Raw genomic sequence first — 16,192 nt, 5'->3', positions numbered from 1 at the left:
CTCTCAAGACAATGAAACTTCTCCCTCGAATTTCGTTTGTTGCGGCGCTCGCCGTAACATTAGCGAGCGCTAACCGCGATGCCCTCGCGCAGACGCGGTACGACTGGGTCGGGCCCGTCGGCGTCGAAGCGAACTACAAGCAAGGCGACCTCGGCGCCGGCGAAGCCGTCAATTGGCTCAATCCCGGGCCGCCCGCGGCAAGCCTGCAGCCTGATCGGACGTTTGGCGAGTACGGCTCGATCTCTAACGGCGGCATCGCGGTCATCGATAGCGCCATCGCGGTCTCGCCGGCCGACCTGCGCATCGGCGAACTCGCGGGTTTCACCGGCGCGCTGGCGATTCGCAATGGCGGAACCATCAACATCCAAACAGGCTCAGCCGGCTCGGGCACGCTAGCCAACGGCGGCGCGGGTTACGGAACGCTGACGCTCCGCGACAACATGGGCGTGGTCTCGATCGAGCGTTACACGCAGAACGCCGCTTCGACGCTCGTCACGCAACTGTCAGGCGCCGGGACGTTCGCCAATCACATCACGGCGTCGACCTCCGTCGCCATCGACGGGACGCTGCGCATCGAGCGCAGTCCCGGCAGTAGCTTTGTCGCCGCCGCCGGCAACTCGTGGACAATCATGCAGGGCGCTCCGGTAACCGGCTCTTTCGACGCGATCTCCGTCGATCCGGCGCTCCGCGGAAATGCCGGCCAGGTCTTTACCGCGTCGAAAAGCGGGAACACCCTCACAGTGAACGTCGAGCAGCGGCTCGTCCTGCAGGTCGATCGCTTCACAGGCGCGACCAAACTGGTGAATCCCAGCGGCCACGCCGTGAGCATTCCGATGATCAGCTACACGCTGACCTCAGTCGCCAACGGCGTCAGCGGAGCCAATGGTCGGTGGAACTCGCTTGAGGACGGCGGCGTCGCCGGTTGGTTCGAAGCGAATCCCACGGGCACGCAACTGTCGGAACTCAACCCGCTGAGCTCGCTCGCGCTCAACTCGGGGCAAAGCCGCGACCTGGGAACGCCGATCAACGCGAACCCCAGCGTTCCTTTCGGCACGAATCCAGTGAACACCGCCGACGTCTCGTTCCAATATCAATCGCCGACAGGCCAACTTATCAACGCGGTGATTGAGCCGGTGGGTCGCGCCAATAATCTGACGCTCGTCGTCAATCCGAGCACCGGCTCCGCGTTGATCCAAAACCAGTCGATGCAGAACCTCGACATGATCGGCTATACGATCTCTTCGGAAGCCGGCTCCTTGAAATCGACGTTCGCGGGTATGCAGGGGCTGCCGGTCGCCAACTGGTTCAAAGCAAATCCAACCGCGACTCACGTGTCGGAGTTGAACACAGGCGCCGCGACGCCGCTGGCCGTTGGCGCCGAATTTTCGCTTGGCGCCCTCTGGCAAACGGCAGGAAATCAGCGCGATCTGACTTTCAGCTATCAAACCGCCGATGGCGTCTTGCACGACGGCGTCGTTTCCTTCGGCGATAAAGCGGTGATCGTTCCGGCGAACAACGCCGACTTCAACGGCAACGGCATCGTCGACGGGACCGACTTTCTCACGTGGCAGCGAGGCTTTGGTCTGACGGGCCAACCAAATAAATCGACGGGCGACGCTAACGGAGACGGCGCCGTCAACGCCGCGGATCTGACGATTTGGAAAACGCAATTCGGAACCAATCCAGGCGCCGCCGTCGCGGCCGCCTCGGTGCCCGAACCGGCCACGGGGGCGCTGGCCGTGGGAGCGCTCGCCGGCGTCGCCATGCGCCGTCGGCGAGCCTCTCGCTGACCAACAAGTGTTTCGTCACGAGCCTTTCGCCACTTCGAGCAATCATTGGAGGCTAATCGCCCCAGTCGCTGAGGCCTCCGAGTTCCTCTTTTGCTTACCGTTAAATGCTGATTCCAATTCGATGCCGTCGCAGAGAGCGCCGCATTGTGCTGCAACTTGCGCTCATCGCGATCGCATTCGGCAGTTCATGCCTGAACGTTGCGCTGAGTTCGCCGCTCATCGACCGACTGGAAGCGGGACAACATCAAACAGTCGTCGTCTACGGGACCAGTCTCACTGCCGGCGGCGCATGGGTTTCGCAACTCTCCGCTTCGCTGAATGCTGCCTATCCCGGTCAACTCACTTGGATCAACGCAGGCCAAAGCGGCAAAGCGTCGGCCACCGGCGTCGCAGCGCTCAACTCGACAGTCCTCGCGAAGAACCCCGACGCCGTCTTCATTGAGTTTGCGATGAACGACGCATTCACGGCGTACGAGCCGAGCGAGGTCGACTACGACATTACTCAGGCGGAGTCGAAGGCGAACCTCAATGCAATGATCGATGCGATTATGTCGCAGAACCCAAACGCGCAAGTGATCCTGCAAACGATGAATCCCTCGTGGAACGCCCCCAACGGCAACGGCTCCGCGACGAAACGCCCGCAACTTGCGCAGTATTATCAGGGCTATCGAGAAGTCGCCGCTGATCGCGGCCTAACGCTCATCGACCACAACGCTGTGTGGATGAAACTGCAGCAGAAAGCACCGGCGGATTTCCAGAAGTACGTGGCCGACGGAACGCATCCTGACTTCGCAGGCTACCAGCAACTGGTGACGCCGGCGATCCGTTGGAATCTGAACGCCGACACGGGACTCACGCTCGTCGTCGATCTCGCCACCGGTCGCGGCGTACTGCAAAATCATTCCAACGAAACGCTCCAGCTTGTCAGCTTCACAATTCACTCGGACAGTGGAGCGCTCGACACAAGTTGGGAAAGCTTCAGCGATCGCGGCAACAGTGCTTGGCACGAGGCCAACCCGACTTCGTACGATCTCAGCGAACTGAATCCGCTGAGCGTCATGAAGCTTGCGCCGCATGCCAAGACGAGCCTCGGCGTCGTGTGGAATGCGAGTAGATCGCTGGACTTGCAACTTAGTTACCTCGCCGATGACGGCATTCTCCGGCAGGGCGCCGTCGTCTTCGACGACGCGGCGGCGACGCTCGCCAAACGCGGCGACTTCAACGATGACGGCGTCGTCGACGGCGCCGACTTCTTGGAGTGGCAGCGGTCGTACGGCGCAACGGTGCAGCCGCTAAGCAAAGCTGACGACAATGGCGACGGGGTCGTCGACGCCAGCGATCTGAACGCTTGGCGGAGTGCTTACCAGGCAACGCTTCTCGGTACGAGCGGCCGGCTGCATTCAGTACCTGAGCCAAGCGGCCTTATCCAAACGCTCGTCTTCCTGCTCGCCCTCGCCCGCCAATCAGCGTCTCGGTAGAGCCGGGCAAGTCGTAGGCTTCAAAAGCAGTTCTCAATCCCGCCAACTCCGCCCGCAGTAGTCGCCATCGCGACCTCAAGTTACCCCCGACGTGAGCGAGACTTTGCTCAATCCGTCAGCAGTCTCTTTGAATTGACGCCGTTCGGACTTAGAGTCCTCTCCGTGGCTGCCTACGGCCCCAGACTGCCGTAAGCCTCTTCGGCTTGCATCGTGCTCGCGGCGCGCCAGGCCGCTAGGTCGACGCCGTCGGTGACGAATTGCACTGAAGCGTCGCACATCGCCGCGTTGACGCCGCCGGGATGGCGGCTGCGGGCAGCGGCCCAGTGGTAGCTGGCCGCTGAGGAGGGCGAATCGCAGGGGGGGTTGGGCGGAGCGCTTGAGCAGTACTCTTTCTGCTGCATCGTATCCGCGGAGGATGTATTGGGGCCGTTGCGAGTTTCAAAGCCGGCAGACCATCCCCACCAGGTCAAGCCACGCAGATCGCGTGCGTTTGCGACTGGATTAACAGGATCGACGACGTCTTGGCCTTGCACTGTCTCCGAAGCGAGCATCGTGTTGCTCAAGCCGTCCGTAATCTCTTTAAAATTCCGCTCGATCTTCGGGTGGGCATTCCAGTCGTCGCCGACGAATGGCCCCTTCTCGTACCGAACGTAAGCCGGCGAAGTGGGGAGACGATGGTCCCATCCGATGTGGTTCGTGTTCCCGTAGTTTACGACGTAGTTGTGGAACGTGACCTTTTGAGCATCGATCTGAGGTTCGTCGCTGGGACACGTCAGCATGGCGATGCGAGTTTGCACAACCTGTAAGTTGTTGATTGGCGGGTTAGCCGTGGGCGCGCTCGCATAGTATGAATAGCTGTAGTCTCCCGGCGACGTCGCGCTCTTCGGCAGAAACGTGTAGAGCGCACCGAGCTGCTGCTGTTCGATGTAAGGAAGGATCAGCATCTGCCACGTCCCCCAGCAGCAGCTGAAGTTGCCGGCTGGAAGCTGCTTCTTGGAGTCATGGTAATTCTGCATGCCGATACCGAGCTGCCGCAGGCCGTTGATGCACTGACTGCGCCGCGAAGATTCGCGCGCCGCCTGCACGGCCGGCAGCAGCAACGACACCAAGACGCCAATGATGGCGATCACCACTAGCAGTTCGACCAGCGTAAAACCGCTTCGACTTCTAACGGACATGCGATGCCTCTCGTTGGGACGCTTGCCGCCTAGCTGAAACTATTCGCTATTTCTTTGCACTTGTGACGTCGAAGTCGAAGACATTGTCGCCTTCCCGCGTCACGTCGACTCGCTTCTCGCTATCCACATTGAATTCAGGGGGAATTCGGTCGGGCGCCACGGAGATCGTCGGCCCACCGGGATATCCACTAACTTTGACCGGCTTGGCTTCGGTATCTGGCGAGCTGATCTCGACGTGGAAAGTCCCTGGGAGCAAGCCTTTCTCTGCTGGGATCTCGTACGAGCCGGCGCGAATGACGGCTCCCGTCGATTGCAGCGGTGCATCACCGATCGAAGCGAACTCAATCTTTCCCTTGTCGAGCGGAGCGCCGTCGAGCGTGATCGTTCCGCTGAGCGGGAGCCGGTCAGTCTTCGGACCGCATCCGATTGCCAAGACCAATGCCGCGAATGCGCATTTCCACACTTCTCGATCCCTTTTTTGGTAACTCGGCCGCGCTCGTCCGCTTGCGACGGACGTGCGCTGAGTGCAATAAGACTGCGATTGCGGCGTTCTGTCAATAAAATCTGGCGCGAGTTCGTCGACGCGAACGTTGATTCAACGCAATCAGCGCCAGCAAGTCATCGCGAGCCCGCAGCGGCGTACCATATCACTCAACAACGAGAAACAAGTTACTTGAATTAGCGAGATCGTTTGCGGAGCTACTTTGCCATTTTTTTCTTGATTCTCTAGCAACGCCGCTATACTGAGCCCCGGTTTTTGCGACGCCGCTTCGTGCCCGCAGTCGCCGAAAACTCCCGCCCGACGAATGAGCATGAGGAGCATCTATGCGTGTGCAGCCTGTGCCTTGCTTTGTTTCGTTTTGCCTGCTGGCGACGATGCTCGCGCTCGTGAGTCCAAGTCGCGCATTCGCTGAGTTGACGCTCGCCTATTCTTTCGAAGAGGACGCCGAAGGCTTCGGTCCTAACGGGGGCGGCGTGACGATCGCTCGCGACACGATTGGCGCCACCGTAGGAACAGGTTCGCTGCGGATGCAGATCGTGCAAGGGGCGACGTTTGTCGGCGCGCTCACAGGCAATTTGAAGCCAGAGGTCGGCGATCCGCCAGGAATGGACGCGATCGTCTTCGACCTGACGATTACGCAGCAGTTTCCGACGGAGCTCGGCAACTTCGTCGATGCAGGGATCACGTTCTTCGGTTCAAGCCAACCCGACCTCCCGGGCGGCCAGCTTGAAGGACTGGGCGTACAATTTCAGGCAGACCAAGTCTCGCTCGGCGGGTTAGCGCCTGGCACCCATACGATCACGATGCCGCTGTTGCACGCCGTTCACCCGTTGACGTTCGATACTAATCAGACGTTTAACCAAATCTTCGGCGGTTTGGGTACTGGGATCAACGACGTCATCCCGACGGGATTCCAGATCTACATCAACAAATCCTCGACGGCGGCATGGACGGGATACATCGACAACATTCGCGTCGGCATGTTGCCGCCGCCTGTCGACGCTGACTTTAACGACGACGGATTCGTCAATGCGCTCGACCTTGGAATTTGGAAAGGCGCCTACGGCAGCACAGTAGCAGGCGACGCCAACGGCGACCTGCGCAGCGATGGCGCCGACTTCCTGATTTGGCAGCGACAGTTTACGCCGACGGCCGGCCCGCTTGGCGCCGTTCCCGAGCCGACGACGCTTTCGCTCGGCGGCGCCGCGGCTGCGATGCTCGTTGCAATCCGCCGCCGCGTCACTTGCAAGCACTAACCGACGCTGCGGGCTTCGACGCCCAGCCTGCAGAGAGTCGTAGCATTGAAACAAAGTAGGCGTTCCCTGATCGTTGATTCGTATCGCGTTAATCAACTTGGAGAGAACTAATGATGAGAAGCACATTCTTTGGTCTACTTGCCGCAACGGCGATGGCTTGCAACGGCAACGCAGCGCATGCAGCGCTGGCTTACTCTTTCGAGGGGAGTACTGACGGCTTCGGCCCGAACGGCGGCGGCGTTACGGTGACCGGCGATACGATTGGCGCCACCAATGGAACAGGCTCGTTGAAGGTTGCCGTCGTCGGCGGGGCGACATTCGTTGGCGCGTTGTCAGGAACGGTTGCAGCGCCGATCAACGATCCTCCCGGCGTCACGACGATCTACTTCGACGTCACGCTCCCCACGGCATACGCTGGCGCTTTCGCCGATATCGGCGTCACGATCTTTGGCGCCTCGCAGCCAGATCATCTCCCCTCGCAACTATTCGGGCTGCAGGCCCAGTTCGCAGATTATGAAAGCCTCGGCGGCAAAGCGGCCGGCACCTACACCGTGCAAATCGACCTCGCTTCGGCGACGAACCAAGTCGACTTCTCGACTGGCCAATCCTTCAACCAGATCTTCGGCCAAGTCGGCGATGGGCCGAACGTGCAGATCCCGACCGGCTTCCAGATTTTCGTCAGCAAATCGAACGACGCACCGTTGACGTTCTACATCGATAATATTCGCACCAATCTCGTTCCCGAGCCGGCGAGCGTTGCGATGTTGTCGCTCGGCGGCGTAGCGCTCCTCGCCATGCGTCGCAAGAGCTAGCAGTTCCGCGAATCCCATGAGTACTACCGCGTGGCGTGGTTCGCCCGGTCGAACCACGCCACGCTTTTTTTGCGTTTCCGCCGACTCGCGGGGTATCATCGAAGCATGGTCCATCATCAACTACGTCGGCCGTTGCGAGCATGCTGCATCCTAATGGCAGTCGTCGCTTGCACGTTTCACGCGCACGATGCCGTCGCTCTCGACTTAATCGGCTATCTGCCGAACTATCGCATCAACGCCAATTACATCGCCAACACGCTTCCCGGGCAGTTGGCGATGCTCGACGAGATCCGTTACTTCGGAATCACTGTCAACGGCAACGGCACGCTCACGACGACGGCGGCCGATCTCAGCAACCTGCAATCGATCAAGTCGGCAATCGATGCGCTGCCAGCGGCGCAGCGGCCGCGCCTGGGGATCACGATCGGCGGGGCAGGGACCTCGGACGGGTTCGGGCCAGTCGCGGCGAGTTCGACGCTCCGCGATCAGTTCGCAATCAATCTCAACGCGCTGCTGAACCAGACTGGCGCTTCGGCAGTCGACCTAGACTGGGAACACCCCTCGGCGGGCGTCCAACGCAACACGCAGTTTCCTGCGATGCTGACGCGTACCAAGCAAGAGCTTGGCGCCAACCGTCGCGTCTACGCCACGGTCGACCCGACAGTAATGATTCCCGCGAGCACGCTTACCGGCGCCAACGCCATCGACGGCGTCTCGCTGATGACCTACGACCTTAGTTGGTGGGCCGGCGATCCGGCCGATCAAAATTTGGGACAGCACTCGCTGCAAGAGTATGTCGACGCTTCGGTGAAAGCGTGGACAGACGCGCCGGGTTCGCCCAATCAACGGCCTTGGGTGTTCGGAACCTGGGGCCGTGGCGTTGCTGCGGCGAAACTCGGAGCAGGGTTGCCGTTTTATGGGCGCGGGTTCAACGGTTCGAGCGCCGACGTGGCCGTGACCTATCGCGATCTGGCGACGAGCGGCACGACGACGAACGGCAGCGATTATGTTTACAACGGCTCCAACGTCTGGATTCCGAGCCTCGACATGGTTGAGGATCGCGTTGAAGCGGCACATGCAGCGGGCCTGCAGCACCTCATCATCTGGGAACTAGCGCAAGACTTGGCGCCAACTAGCGCGAACTCAATGCTGCGGCGGGCTTACGAGACAAACCAAAGCCTCAGCGCAGTTCCCGGCGACTTCGACGGCGATGGCGCGGTCGGGCAGCTTGATCTAGAGATTTGGAAAGGGGCGTTCAACGCCAGCACAACGGCAGGCGACGCCAACGGCGACGAGCGAAGCGACGGCGCCGACTTTCTCATCTGGCAACGCCATGCGACGCCCACAGCGCCGACAACAGCCGTTCCCGAACCGACGAGTGGGCTTCTACTCGCACCTTCGTTGTTGATTTACCTCGCTCGTCGGCACATGCTCAGCCAGTAAACCGGCCCTTCTAGTTGGGCTAAGCAACGGGAGGTCGCGGAGACGAGCCGGCGGAAACCGCGTCAAATTTCCCTCTATTTCGGGCATTCAATTCGATTTTGAAGCTTGGCAGGATCGGCTACAATGGGAATTCGCGATCGGCAGCGCAGCCGTCGCCTCCCCACGCCTTTCCTTCTTTGACGCCAGCATCAATGTCGCGCCGCTCACGCTCATCGCATCGCCATCGCTCCACGGCTCACGCTTCCGCCAATCGAACGCTCGGACGCACTTGTGCAACGCGACTTGGCATTGAGCAGTTGGAATGTCGGCTGCTCTTGGCCGCAGACTATGGCGACGCGCCCGATACTTACGGCACGTCGATCGCGGCAGGCGGAGCGTATCATGAATCGGCGACGTGGTTCCTGGGAGCGACGAGGGACACGGAAGCTGATGGCGCTCCGACCGCCTTCGCTGACGGCGACGGCGCCGATGAAGACGGCGTGACGTTCAGCCCGCTGCGGGCGGGCGTCGAAGCAGTCGCGCGAGTGTTCGTCACACAACCCTCGTCGAGTAATCCGCCGGTCCTAAAACTCGATGCCTGGATCGACTTCGACGGCGACAGCACATTCAGCGGCGCTCTCGAACGCATCGCTACGGGCGTCGCCGTATCAGCTGGGCAGAACCTCCTGCAATTCAATATCCCGGCAGACGCCGCTCAAGGGGCGACCTACGCGCGATTCCGGCTTTCATCCACCGGCTCCACCGGTCCGCGCGGCAACGGCGGCTTGGGCGAAGTCGAAGACTATGCCGTTCAGATTCAGGCGCCAAACGCCGGCTCTGGAAATTTTTTAGAGCAACTGATCGTCAACGGCAACAAAGGGGCTTCGTCGTTGTATCCGGTCGATATGGATCGCGACGGCGACCTCGATCTAGTCGTCAACGACGTCGATTTACGTCAGATCACTTGGCACAGGAATGATGGCGGGAAGTTTACTCAGCTAACCACCAACGCCAATGGACTCAACTCAAGAGTCTTAGCGGCCGACTGCAACTCAGACGGCCAGATGGATATTTTGGTTGTCAGGTCAGGGTCGACGGCCACTTGGGTCTGGAAGACGACCAGCGGCGTGTACGCACAAACCTCGCTGATCGACGGTCGCGCCGCGGTCCCCGCGGACATGGCGAAAGACGGGCGACTCGACGTGTTGGTCGCTGGCGCCAATCCGCAGACATTCCGTATTCTCCGCGATTCCAGCACCGTTTCGCCGACGAACGCTGCAACAGGGACGACGCCGGCCACCGCTGTTGACGCGGCTGACGTTGACGGCGACGGCGACATTGATTTCATCGGCGGCACGGCGGGCGATAACACGATCGCGTGGTATGAGTACCTCAGCGCTCAAGCGGGATACGCACGGCGGGTCATTTCGACCGACGTCTCGGGGGTTTCCAGTGCGTCGCTCGTTGATTTCGACCACGACGGCGACCTGGACGTCCTCACTTACGCCGCGGGCGACGGTGAAATCGAGTGGTTTGAAAACAACGGCGCCCAAAGCTTCACGCGTCACCTGCTGGCGACGATCTCCGGCGTCGTTGAACTCAACCACGCCGACGTTGACGGCGACGGTGATTTTGACCTGCTTGTTGCGGCGGGAGCGGCGGGAGCCAAACTGCTCACGAACGACGGGCAACAGGCGTTCGCGGAAAGCACGTTACCGACTTCTTCGCTCGTGGGGATTCAAACAATCGCTGCCGGCGACTTCGACGGCGACGGCATCCTAGAGATTGCCGTCGGCGGCTCAAGCGGAACGGCGAACGGAACTGGTTACTTGGCGCTGCTGCGGCGGCAGGCAACCCTTGATTTCGGCGACGCCCCCGCCAGCTATGGAACGACGCTCGCCCAAAACGGCGCTCGACACTATCCCGTCGGCCCGATGCTTGGCGCTGGACGCGACGCCGAAATCGACGGCGGTTCGCCGTCGGCCGAAGACGGAGCCGACGAAGACGGGGTGACGTTGGGCGAGTTGCAAGTCGGCGACAGCGCCGCGTCGATCATCGTCAAGGTGCAGAATGCCCCGGCCGGTGCGCAGCTCGACGCCTGGATCGACTTCGACGGAGACGGCACGTTCAACGGGACGAACGAGCGGATCGCGACGAGTCGCGTGGTGACGGAGGGGGATAACGCGATGATGTTCGCGATTCCCGCCGACGCTGCCTCGGGGTCGACCTACGCTCGCTTTCGTCTCACTCGCGCTGGCGGCACTCTCGGCCCGCTCGGCGCAGCAGTTGACGGCGAGGTCGAAGACTATGCGGTGACGATCAGCCCGCCTGGCAGCGACGGCGGACTCTTTGGTTCTCGCACGTCGCTGACGGCCGGAACTAGCGGGACGATTGTCGTTGCCGTTGATCTGGATCGCGACGGAAAGCTAGACATCTTGTCGGGCACTAGTCCAACCAACTGGTATCGAAACACCGGCAATGGCGAATTCGTGCGTCAGAGTATCACTCTCACCAGCTATGGCCTAGCCGAAAGCCTTCAAGTTGCGGACCTCGATGGCGACGGAGACCTCGATTTTCTTATAAAGACGCCGAACATTTTGGCCTGGTACGAAAATCTTGGTAACCAAACGTTCCGCTCCACGCAACTTTCCACGGCCGTATCGGGCGCATTACAGCCGATTGTCGTCGACTTCGATCGCGACGGAGACGTCGACATCGTCCTCGCCGGGTCTTCGAATCAAGGCGTGCAGATTATTGAGAACGTTGGAGGCCGAACGTTTGCCGCGCGGCAACTCTTCGCCTTCGGAACGGGAGTTAACTTTAGCCGCGTCACGGCGGTCGCCGTGGCCGACGCTGACAGCGACGGACTCCTAGACGTTTACTTGGCGCCTGATCATTACACGACGCAACTCATGCTGTACCGCAACGCCGGCAACGGGACGTTCTCGGGAACAGTGATTGTCAGCAGCGCGTTTAGCAACAGCGATCGAACTCGCATGCTGGCGCCGATCGATTTCGACGGCGACGGCGACGTCGATCTCGCCATGACGTTCGCAGATTACGCGGGCTACGACCGCAGCGTTGGCTGGTACGAGAACCGCGGCAATGGCGAAGTCGACTATCGCCTTGCGGCCGAAGGGCTGGGGCAATCCCGGCAAACCGTCGTTGCCGACGTGGATGGGGACGGGGACTTTGATTTCGTCACGTCTTACCTCGCCTACGAGCGCGTCTATTGGCATGAGAATGTCGGCAACGGTCTGTTTATCGCTCGGCTAGTTACTGCCGACTTGACGAGAGTAGGCAATTTCCCGACGGGTATCGCGCTCGGCGACTTCGACGGCGATTCTGATCTCGACGTGGCGTTTGCGTCGCAACTCACTTCTGCCGTGGGCTGGGTCAGGCAAATCGCCGCCGCGACGGCTGACTATGGCGACGCTCCATTTCCGTATCCTGTGACAGCAAGCGCGAATGGTCCAACTCACCTTGCGACTGGGCCACGACTGGGAAATGACCGTGATGTAGAACAGGCGGCGGATAATTCGCCCACTGGCGCCGGAGACGGCCCAGACGATGACGGCGTGACGATCACCCCGTTCCGCGTCGGGCAATTTGGCGCCACGCTGACGGTCAACCTCCAAAACGCGCCGGCGGGCGCGAAGCTCGACGCGTGGATTGACTTTGACGGCGACGGCAACTGGAGCCGGGCCGAAGAGCGAATTGCTGCTAGCCTCGCCCTCGCCGAGGGCGATAATGTCATCGCGTTCGACGTCCCCGCCTGGGCGATGGCAGGCGCCAGTTACGCTCGCTTCCGTGTCAGCACGATCGGGGGACTCGGCTACATCGGCGCGGCAATCGATGGCGAAGTCGAAGACCACGCCGTCGTGATCAGCCCGCCGACGGCGGCGACCGGCCCCTTCTTCGAGCTGCATGCGATCGACGAGTCGTACCTTGGCTATCGGAACGCCAGCGTCATCGTCGATCTCGACGGCGACGGCGACAACGACGTCGTGGTGCATTCGTACGCCGCCAATGGCTTGGTGTGGTACGACAACAACGGCGCCGGGCAGTTTACTGCTCGCACGCTGCAAGGTACGACAGGCGTGATCACTTCACTCGTCACGCTCAAAGCCGCCGACGTCGATCTGGACGGAGACGTCGACTTGGTCGCTCGAGACGTCAGCGGCTATTCAGTGAATTGGTTTGCCAATGACGGCTCGCAAGTCTTCACCCCACGCGTTGTTCGAGGCTACTCTGCCGACCCCAATCTGCGCGACTTCGTGCTCGCTGACGTCGAGGGAGACGGCGACGTCGACTTACTGGGGGCAGGGCAATGGTCTCCTAATCTTGCCACCACGTCGAGCGGCTCACTACCATTCTATTCATATGGCAACTCGACGTACGCAACCGCCTTCGCCGACGTCGATCGCAACGGGTTTCTCGATGTCCTTATAAGCAATCGTTTTTCGAGCGACTTCAACCTTGGTTCCGCCCAATTTGTGATCAACGGCTTCACTCAACCGAACGTCCTGCCCGGCTTCAACGAGGTCATTCGATACGTCGCCGCCGCCGATCTCGACCAAGACGGCGATCTCGACCTCATCTTGAACGTCTCCAACGCCACGGAGGGCCTCGTCTGGATGGAGAACGACGGGCGCATGGGCTACACGCGCCGAGTCATTGACGCCGGCTCTCAGAGTCAACCCTACGCCCTCATCGCAGCCGACGTCGACGGCGATGGCGACCTCGACGTGTTGACGTCCAGCTCTACTGAAACGGCTTGGTTTGAAAACGACGGCTCGGAGGCCTTCGTGAAGCACCTCGTCATGAACGAAGGAGGACTAGCCTCGCTCGCCGACATGAACGGCGACGGCAAGCTCGACCTCGTGACGAACATCTCGTCGCGCGACGGCATAATGAACTACGGCCTTGCCTGGCACGAGCTAACCGATCGCCAGGTCTCCGTGACTGCCGCTCCTGCTGAAGTGCGCGAGGCGAACGGCGAGAGCATCGTCTTCACCTTTACGCGCACCGGCAACCTAACTGGGGAAATCACGGTTCCGTTCGCCGTCGGCGGCGCGGCGAGGTTCGGCGTCGACTACGCCGTGACGGGCGCCGCAAGTTTCGACGCGACAAGCGGGACGATCACGTTCGCTGACGGCGTCGACGTCGTCGAGGTGATCGTCACGCCTATCGACGATGCGGTGAAAGAAATGAACGAAGCGGTGGCGCTGACGATTCAACCGCTGGCTGGCTACTCGATTGGAACAGCTCTGGCCGTTACGACGATTATTACCGAAGAACTCTCGGGCGATTACAACAGCGACGGGATTGTCGACGGCGCTGACTTCCTCGCATGGCAGCGTGGGTTCGGGCAGTCGGTTGAGCCAGTCGGCAGTGACGCCGACGGAAATCGCGACGGCGACGTCGATGGCGATGATCTGGCGGTATGGAGGTCGAACTTCGGACGCGTGACGCCGGCCGTCCCTCCGGCGGAAGCGGCTGCCGCATTAAGCGCGACTGCTGCGCCGTTCGCCGTGGCTGCGCTCGTCGCTGAAGAAGAGCAACGTGCAGCCAGCGATGCAGCGGCTAGCGCTAAGCTCGCTGATCCCGCGCAGCCCTGGTATGGCGCGCTGGCGAGTGATCGCGGGGCATTTGCGTCCGCGTCGTCGGCAAGTCTCAGCACGGTTTTGCCAAAGCGTTCTACCGGCCGGAAGCACGATGCAGTCGATGCTGCATTCGCCGGTCTGCAGAGTTGGGCGGCACAGCGGCCGTTGGCGTCAACGCCAACCGCGCAAGGCTGGGCAGCGCGATTTAGCGCAACGGAGTCTGCCGAACATTCGGCCGAGGACGAAGCCGGGCTTGACGAACTCGCCCGCGAGTTTGTCGTGGAATTCAGCGTAGCTGAATGAAGCAAGCTTCGGCTTAAGTCACTTCAACCAGACTGACCTCAACCGCAAACGAGCCAAGTTCGGATTCGAAGGGAATTCCAATCGGCACGGCGCCTGACGGGAATGATACCGAGTGATTCTTGCCGGCGATCACGCTCGGCAAGCTAATGCTCATGTTCAGTTCTTCGAGTCGCGTCTTCGCTCCGCCGGCGATCATGTTCGCGAGTTCGCCGACCGCGTCGATCACTTCGGGCGTGAGACCGTCGGCCTGTTCGCCTAAGAGTCGGTTGGTCGCCGCGATCGCAAAGTCGGAGCTCATGCCGATCAGCACAGTTCCTTTTGCCTTGCCGGAGAGGCCGATGATGCCGCTAATCTCGTGTGATTGCGGCACGCCCTGCCGTAGATAGAGTTGGCCTCGCTTCAGCTCGGTGTTGAGCATCGTCTTGAACACCGCGCTCGTCGCATCGAGAAATGGGTTGACGAACTCGACTTTAATTGGCTGGTAGCTCATGTGAGTCTCCACAGCCGGCGTTCGACGCCGGGCTGCGACATTTCTCGGTAAATGAAAGCCTACAAATCCGGCGCCCCGCGGCGCCGTGATGCGACGCGTAACAATAGGTCGCTCTGCGGCGGCAAGTCACATTTTTAGCGTGCTATTTCCCAATCGCTACGATCGGCACGACCGGCCGTCAGCCGATTCGCTATGCACCGAGCGGCGTCAACTGTGCGGTCGCGGCCCGCCGATGCCCCGGCAGCTGACCAACGCGGACGACGATCGCCTCGGCCAAGCGATCAAGCGGCGCCTGCAGATCGACGCCCCCCTCGGCCCAAGCCGCTTTGTTCATGCCGTAAACATCGGAAGATTCTTCGTCCTGCCCGAGTACAAACCCGCCGCCGTCGCGAATCGCCCGGCAGCCCTCGGCGCCGTCGCGCCCCATGCCGGTCATGATGACGCCAATCGCGCGATTGCCGTAGATCATCGAAACGCTGCGCATCATGACGTCAACCGACGGCTTGTGGCCGCTGACGTACTCGCCGTCGCGGACTTCGATGACGCCGTTCTCGCCGCGGCGTCGCACGGCAAGTTGCCGACCGCCGGGGGCGACATAGACGCAGTTTGGTTGCAGCACGTCGCCGTCGGCGGCTTCTTTGACGCTCAGCTTCGACAGACCGTCGAGCCGCTTGGCGAAGGTACTGGTGAACGTTTCGGGCATGTGTTGCACGACGACGATCGGCGGCAACGGAGGTTCGAGACTTTGAAACAACCGCGTCAGCGCCGGCGGCCCGCCGGTCGAGACGCCGATCGCGATGCAGCCGGCGGCGTTGCGAGCAATGGCGCCTTCGTCTTGCTTTCTGGCAGGAGCGGCGGCCATCGCGGCCCGGCGCTGCTGGCGGGCCTTCCTCACATGCAGGACGTGCCCGACGTCGATGCCCGCCATGTTGCGAATCTTGGTCGGCAGTTCTTCTCCGAACGCTTGCCGCATCGCGGCAAGGCCTTCGGGCTTCGCGAGATAGTCCATCGCGCCTCGTTCGAGCGCTTCGACTGCCGACTCGGCCGAACGTTGCGTCAGCGAGCTGACGACAATGACCGGCGTCGGCCGGCGTTCGAGAATCGCGTCGAGCGTCGCAAGCCCGTCCCGCCGCGGCATTTGCAGATCGAGCGTGAGCACGTCTGGCTGAAGCTCTTCGAGAGCACGCAAACCTTCGTCGCCGTCGCTCGCCGTACCGGCGATCGTCAGGTCGGCGTGCAACGAGAGCAAGTCGACGATCAACTCGCGTACAAGTCGCGAGTCGTCGATCACCAGCACTCGAATCGGTTTTCGTGCCATGTTCACCTTCTCGGACCGCGGTTCAGCCGCTCATAGA

At 61.2% G+C, this 16,192-nt stretch carries 10 protein-coding genes; 6 read left to right on the top strand and 4 right to left on the bottom strand.

Going from position 1 to position 16,192, the window contains the following annotated elements:
• Window positions 1-11 precede the first annotated feature (11 nt).
• Both PLANPX_RS03560 and PLANPX_RS03555 read left to right on the top strand, forming a co-directional pair.
• Window positions 12-1,790 carry a dockerin type I domain-containing protein gene (locus tag PLANPX_RS03560; protein ID WP_152097395.1) on the top strand — a complete coding sequence of 593 codons (1,779 nt, stop codon included), beginning with the start codon at window positions 12-14 and terminating at the stop codon, window positions 1,788-1,790.
• A gap of 146 nt (window positions 1,791-1,936) precedes the next feature.
• A complete protein-coding gene (locus tag PLANPX_RS03555; RefSeq protein WP_172991843.1) occupies window positions 1,937-3,268 on the top strand; it encodes a GDSL-type esterase/lipase family protein in 1,332 nt (443 codons plus the stop codon).
• A gap of 170 nt (window positions 3,269-3,438) precedes the next feature.
• Here PLANPX_RS03555 and PLANPX_RS03550 read toward each other — a convergent pair whose 3' ends face one another.
• Together PLANPX_RS03550 and PLANPX_RS03545 are read right to left on the bottom strand one after the other, a co-directional pair.
• On the bottom strand, window positions 3,439-4,446 hold the full coding sequence (locus PLANPX_RS03550) for a DUF1559 domain-containing protein (protein ID WP_152097393.1): 1,008 nt from the start codon (window positions 4,444-4,446) through the stop codon (window positions 3,439-3,441).
• Between the two features lie 46 nt (window positions 4,447-4,492).
• Window positions 4,493-4,879 (bottom strand): hypothetical protein, encoded by a 387-nt coding sequence (locus PLANPX_RS03545; RefSeq protein ID WP_152097392.1) that lies wholly within the window; start codon window positions 4,877-4,879, stop codon window positions 4,493-4,495.
• 392 nt (window positions 4,880-5,271) lie between these two features.
• On the opposite strand from PLANPX_RS03545, the gene PLANPX_RS03540 reads away from it, so the two are divergent.
• From PLANPX_RS03540 to PLANPX_RS03525, 4 genes are all read left to right on the top strand, one after another.
• Window positions 5,272-6,204 carry a hypothetical protein gene (locus PLANPX_RS03540; RefSeq protein ID WP_152097391.1) on the top strand — a complete coding sequence of 311 codons (933 nt, stop codon included), beginning with the start codon at window positions 5,272-5,274 and terminating at the stop codon, window positions 6,202-6,204.
• A gap of 110 nt (window positions 6,205-6,314) precedes the next feature.
• Window positions 6,315-7,016: a PEP-CTERM sorting domain-containing protein gene (locus PLANPX_RS03535; RefSeq protein ID WP_152097390.1), complete on the top strand. Its 702-nt coding sequence runs from the start codon at window positions 6,315-6,317 to the stop codon at window positions 7,014-7,016.
• A 153-nt stretch (window positions 7,017-7,169) separates the two neighbouring features.
• Window positions 7,170-8,459 (top strand): glycosyl hydrolase family 18 protein, encoded by a 1,290-nt coding sequence (locus PLANPX_RS03530; RefSeq protein WP_172991842.1) that lies wholly within the window; start codon window positions 7,170-7,172, stop codon window positions 8,457-8,459.
• Window positions 8,460-8,773: 314 nt separating this feature from the next.
• Window positions 8,774-14,347, top strand: a complete 5,574-nt coding sequence (locus PLANPX_RS03525) for an FG-GAP-like repeat-containing protein (RefSeq protein WP_172991841.1) — start codon at window positions 8,774-8,776, stop codon at window positions 14,345-14,347.
• Between the two features lie 13 nt (window positions 14,348-14,360).
• On the opposite strand, the gene PLANPX_RS03520 is transcribed toward PLANPX_RS03525, so the two are convergent.
• Window positions 14,361-14,837: a chemotaxis protein CheX gene (locus tag PLANPX_RS03520; RefSeq protein ID WP_152097387.1), complete on the bottom strand. Its 477-nt coding sequence runs from the start codon at window positions 14,835-14,837 to the stop codon at window positions 14,361-14,363.
• 190 nt (window positions 14,838-15,027) lie between these two features.
• Entirely contained in the window at window positions 15,028-16,155 is a 1,128-nt protein-coding gene (locus PLANPX_RS03515; RefSeq protein WP_152097386.1) for a protein-glutamate methylesterase/protein-glutamine glutaminase, read from the bottom strand.
• Window positions 16,156-16,192: the final 37 nt, after the last annotated feature.

Source organism: Lacipirellula parvula (assembly GCF_009177095.1).
GTDB lineage: Bacteria > Planctomycetota > Planctomycetia > Pirellulales > Lacipirellulaceae > Lacipirellula > Lacipirellula parvula.
The sequence above is the reverse complement of the archived record's forward strand: the minus strand, read 5'-3'. Positions and strand labels throughout refer to the sequence as shown.

Bases quoted from the DNA above. Each gene is read 5' to 3' on its own strand.
- PLANPX_RS03550 (WP_152097393.1), bottom strand. From the start codon at position 4,446: ATGTCCGTTAGAAGTCGAAGCGGTTTTACGCTGGTCGAACTGCTAGTG.
- PLANPX_RS03530 (WP_172991842.1), top strand. From the start codon at position 7,170: ATGGCAGTCGTCGCTTGCACGTTTCACGCGCACGATGCCGTCGCTCTC.
- PLANPX_RS03520 (WP_152097387.1), bottom strand. From the start codon at position 14,837: ATGAGCTACCAGCCAATTAAAGTCGAGTTCGTCAACCCATTTCTCGAT.
- PLANPX_RS03540 (WP_152097391.1), top strand. From the start codon at position 5,272: ATGCGTGTGCAGCCTGTGCCTTGCTTTGTTTCGTTTTGCCTGCTGGCG.
- PLANPX_RS03515 (WP_152097386.1), bottom strand. From the start codon at position 16,155: ATGGCACGAAAACCGATTCGAGTGCTGGTGATCGACGACTCGCGACTT.
- PLANPX_RS03535 (WP_152097390.1), top strand. From the start codon at position 6,315: ATGATGAGAAGCACATTCTTTGGTCTACTTGCCGCAACGGCGATGGCT.
- PLANPX_RS03560 (WP_152097395.1), top strand. From the start codon at position 12: ATGAAACTTCTCCCTCGAATTTCGTTTGTTGCGGCGCTCGCCGTAACA.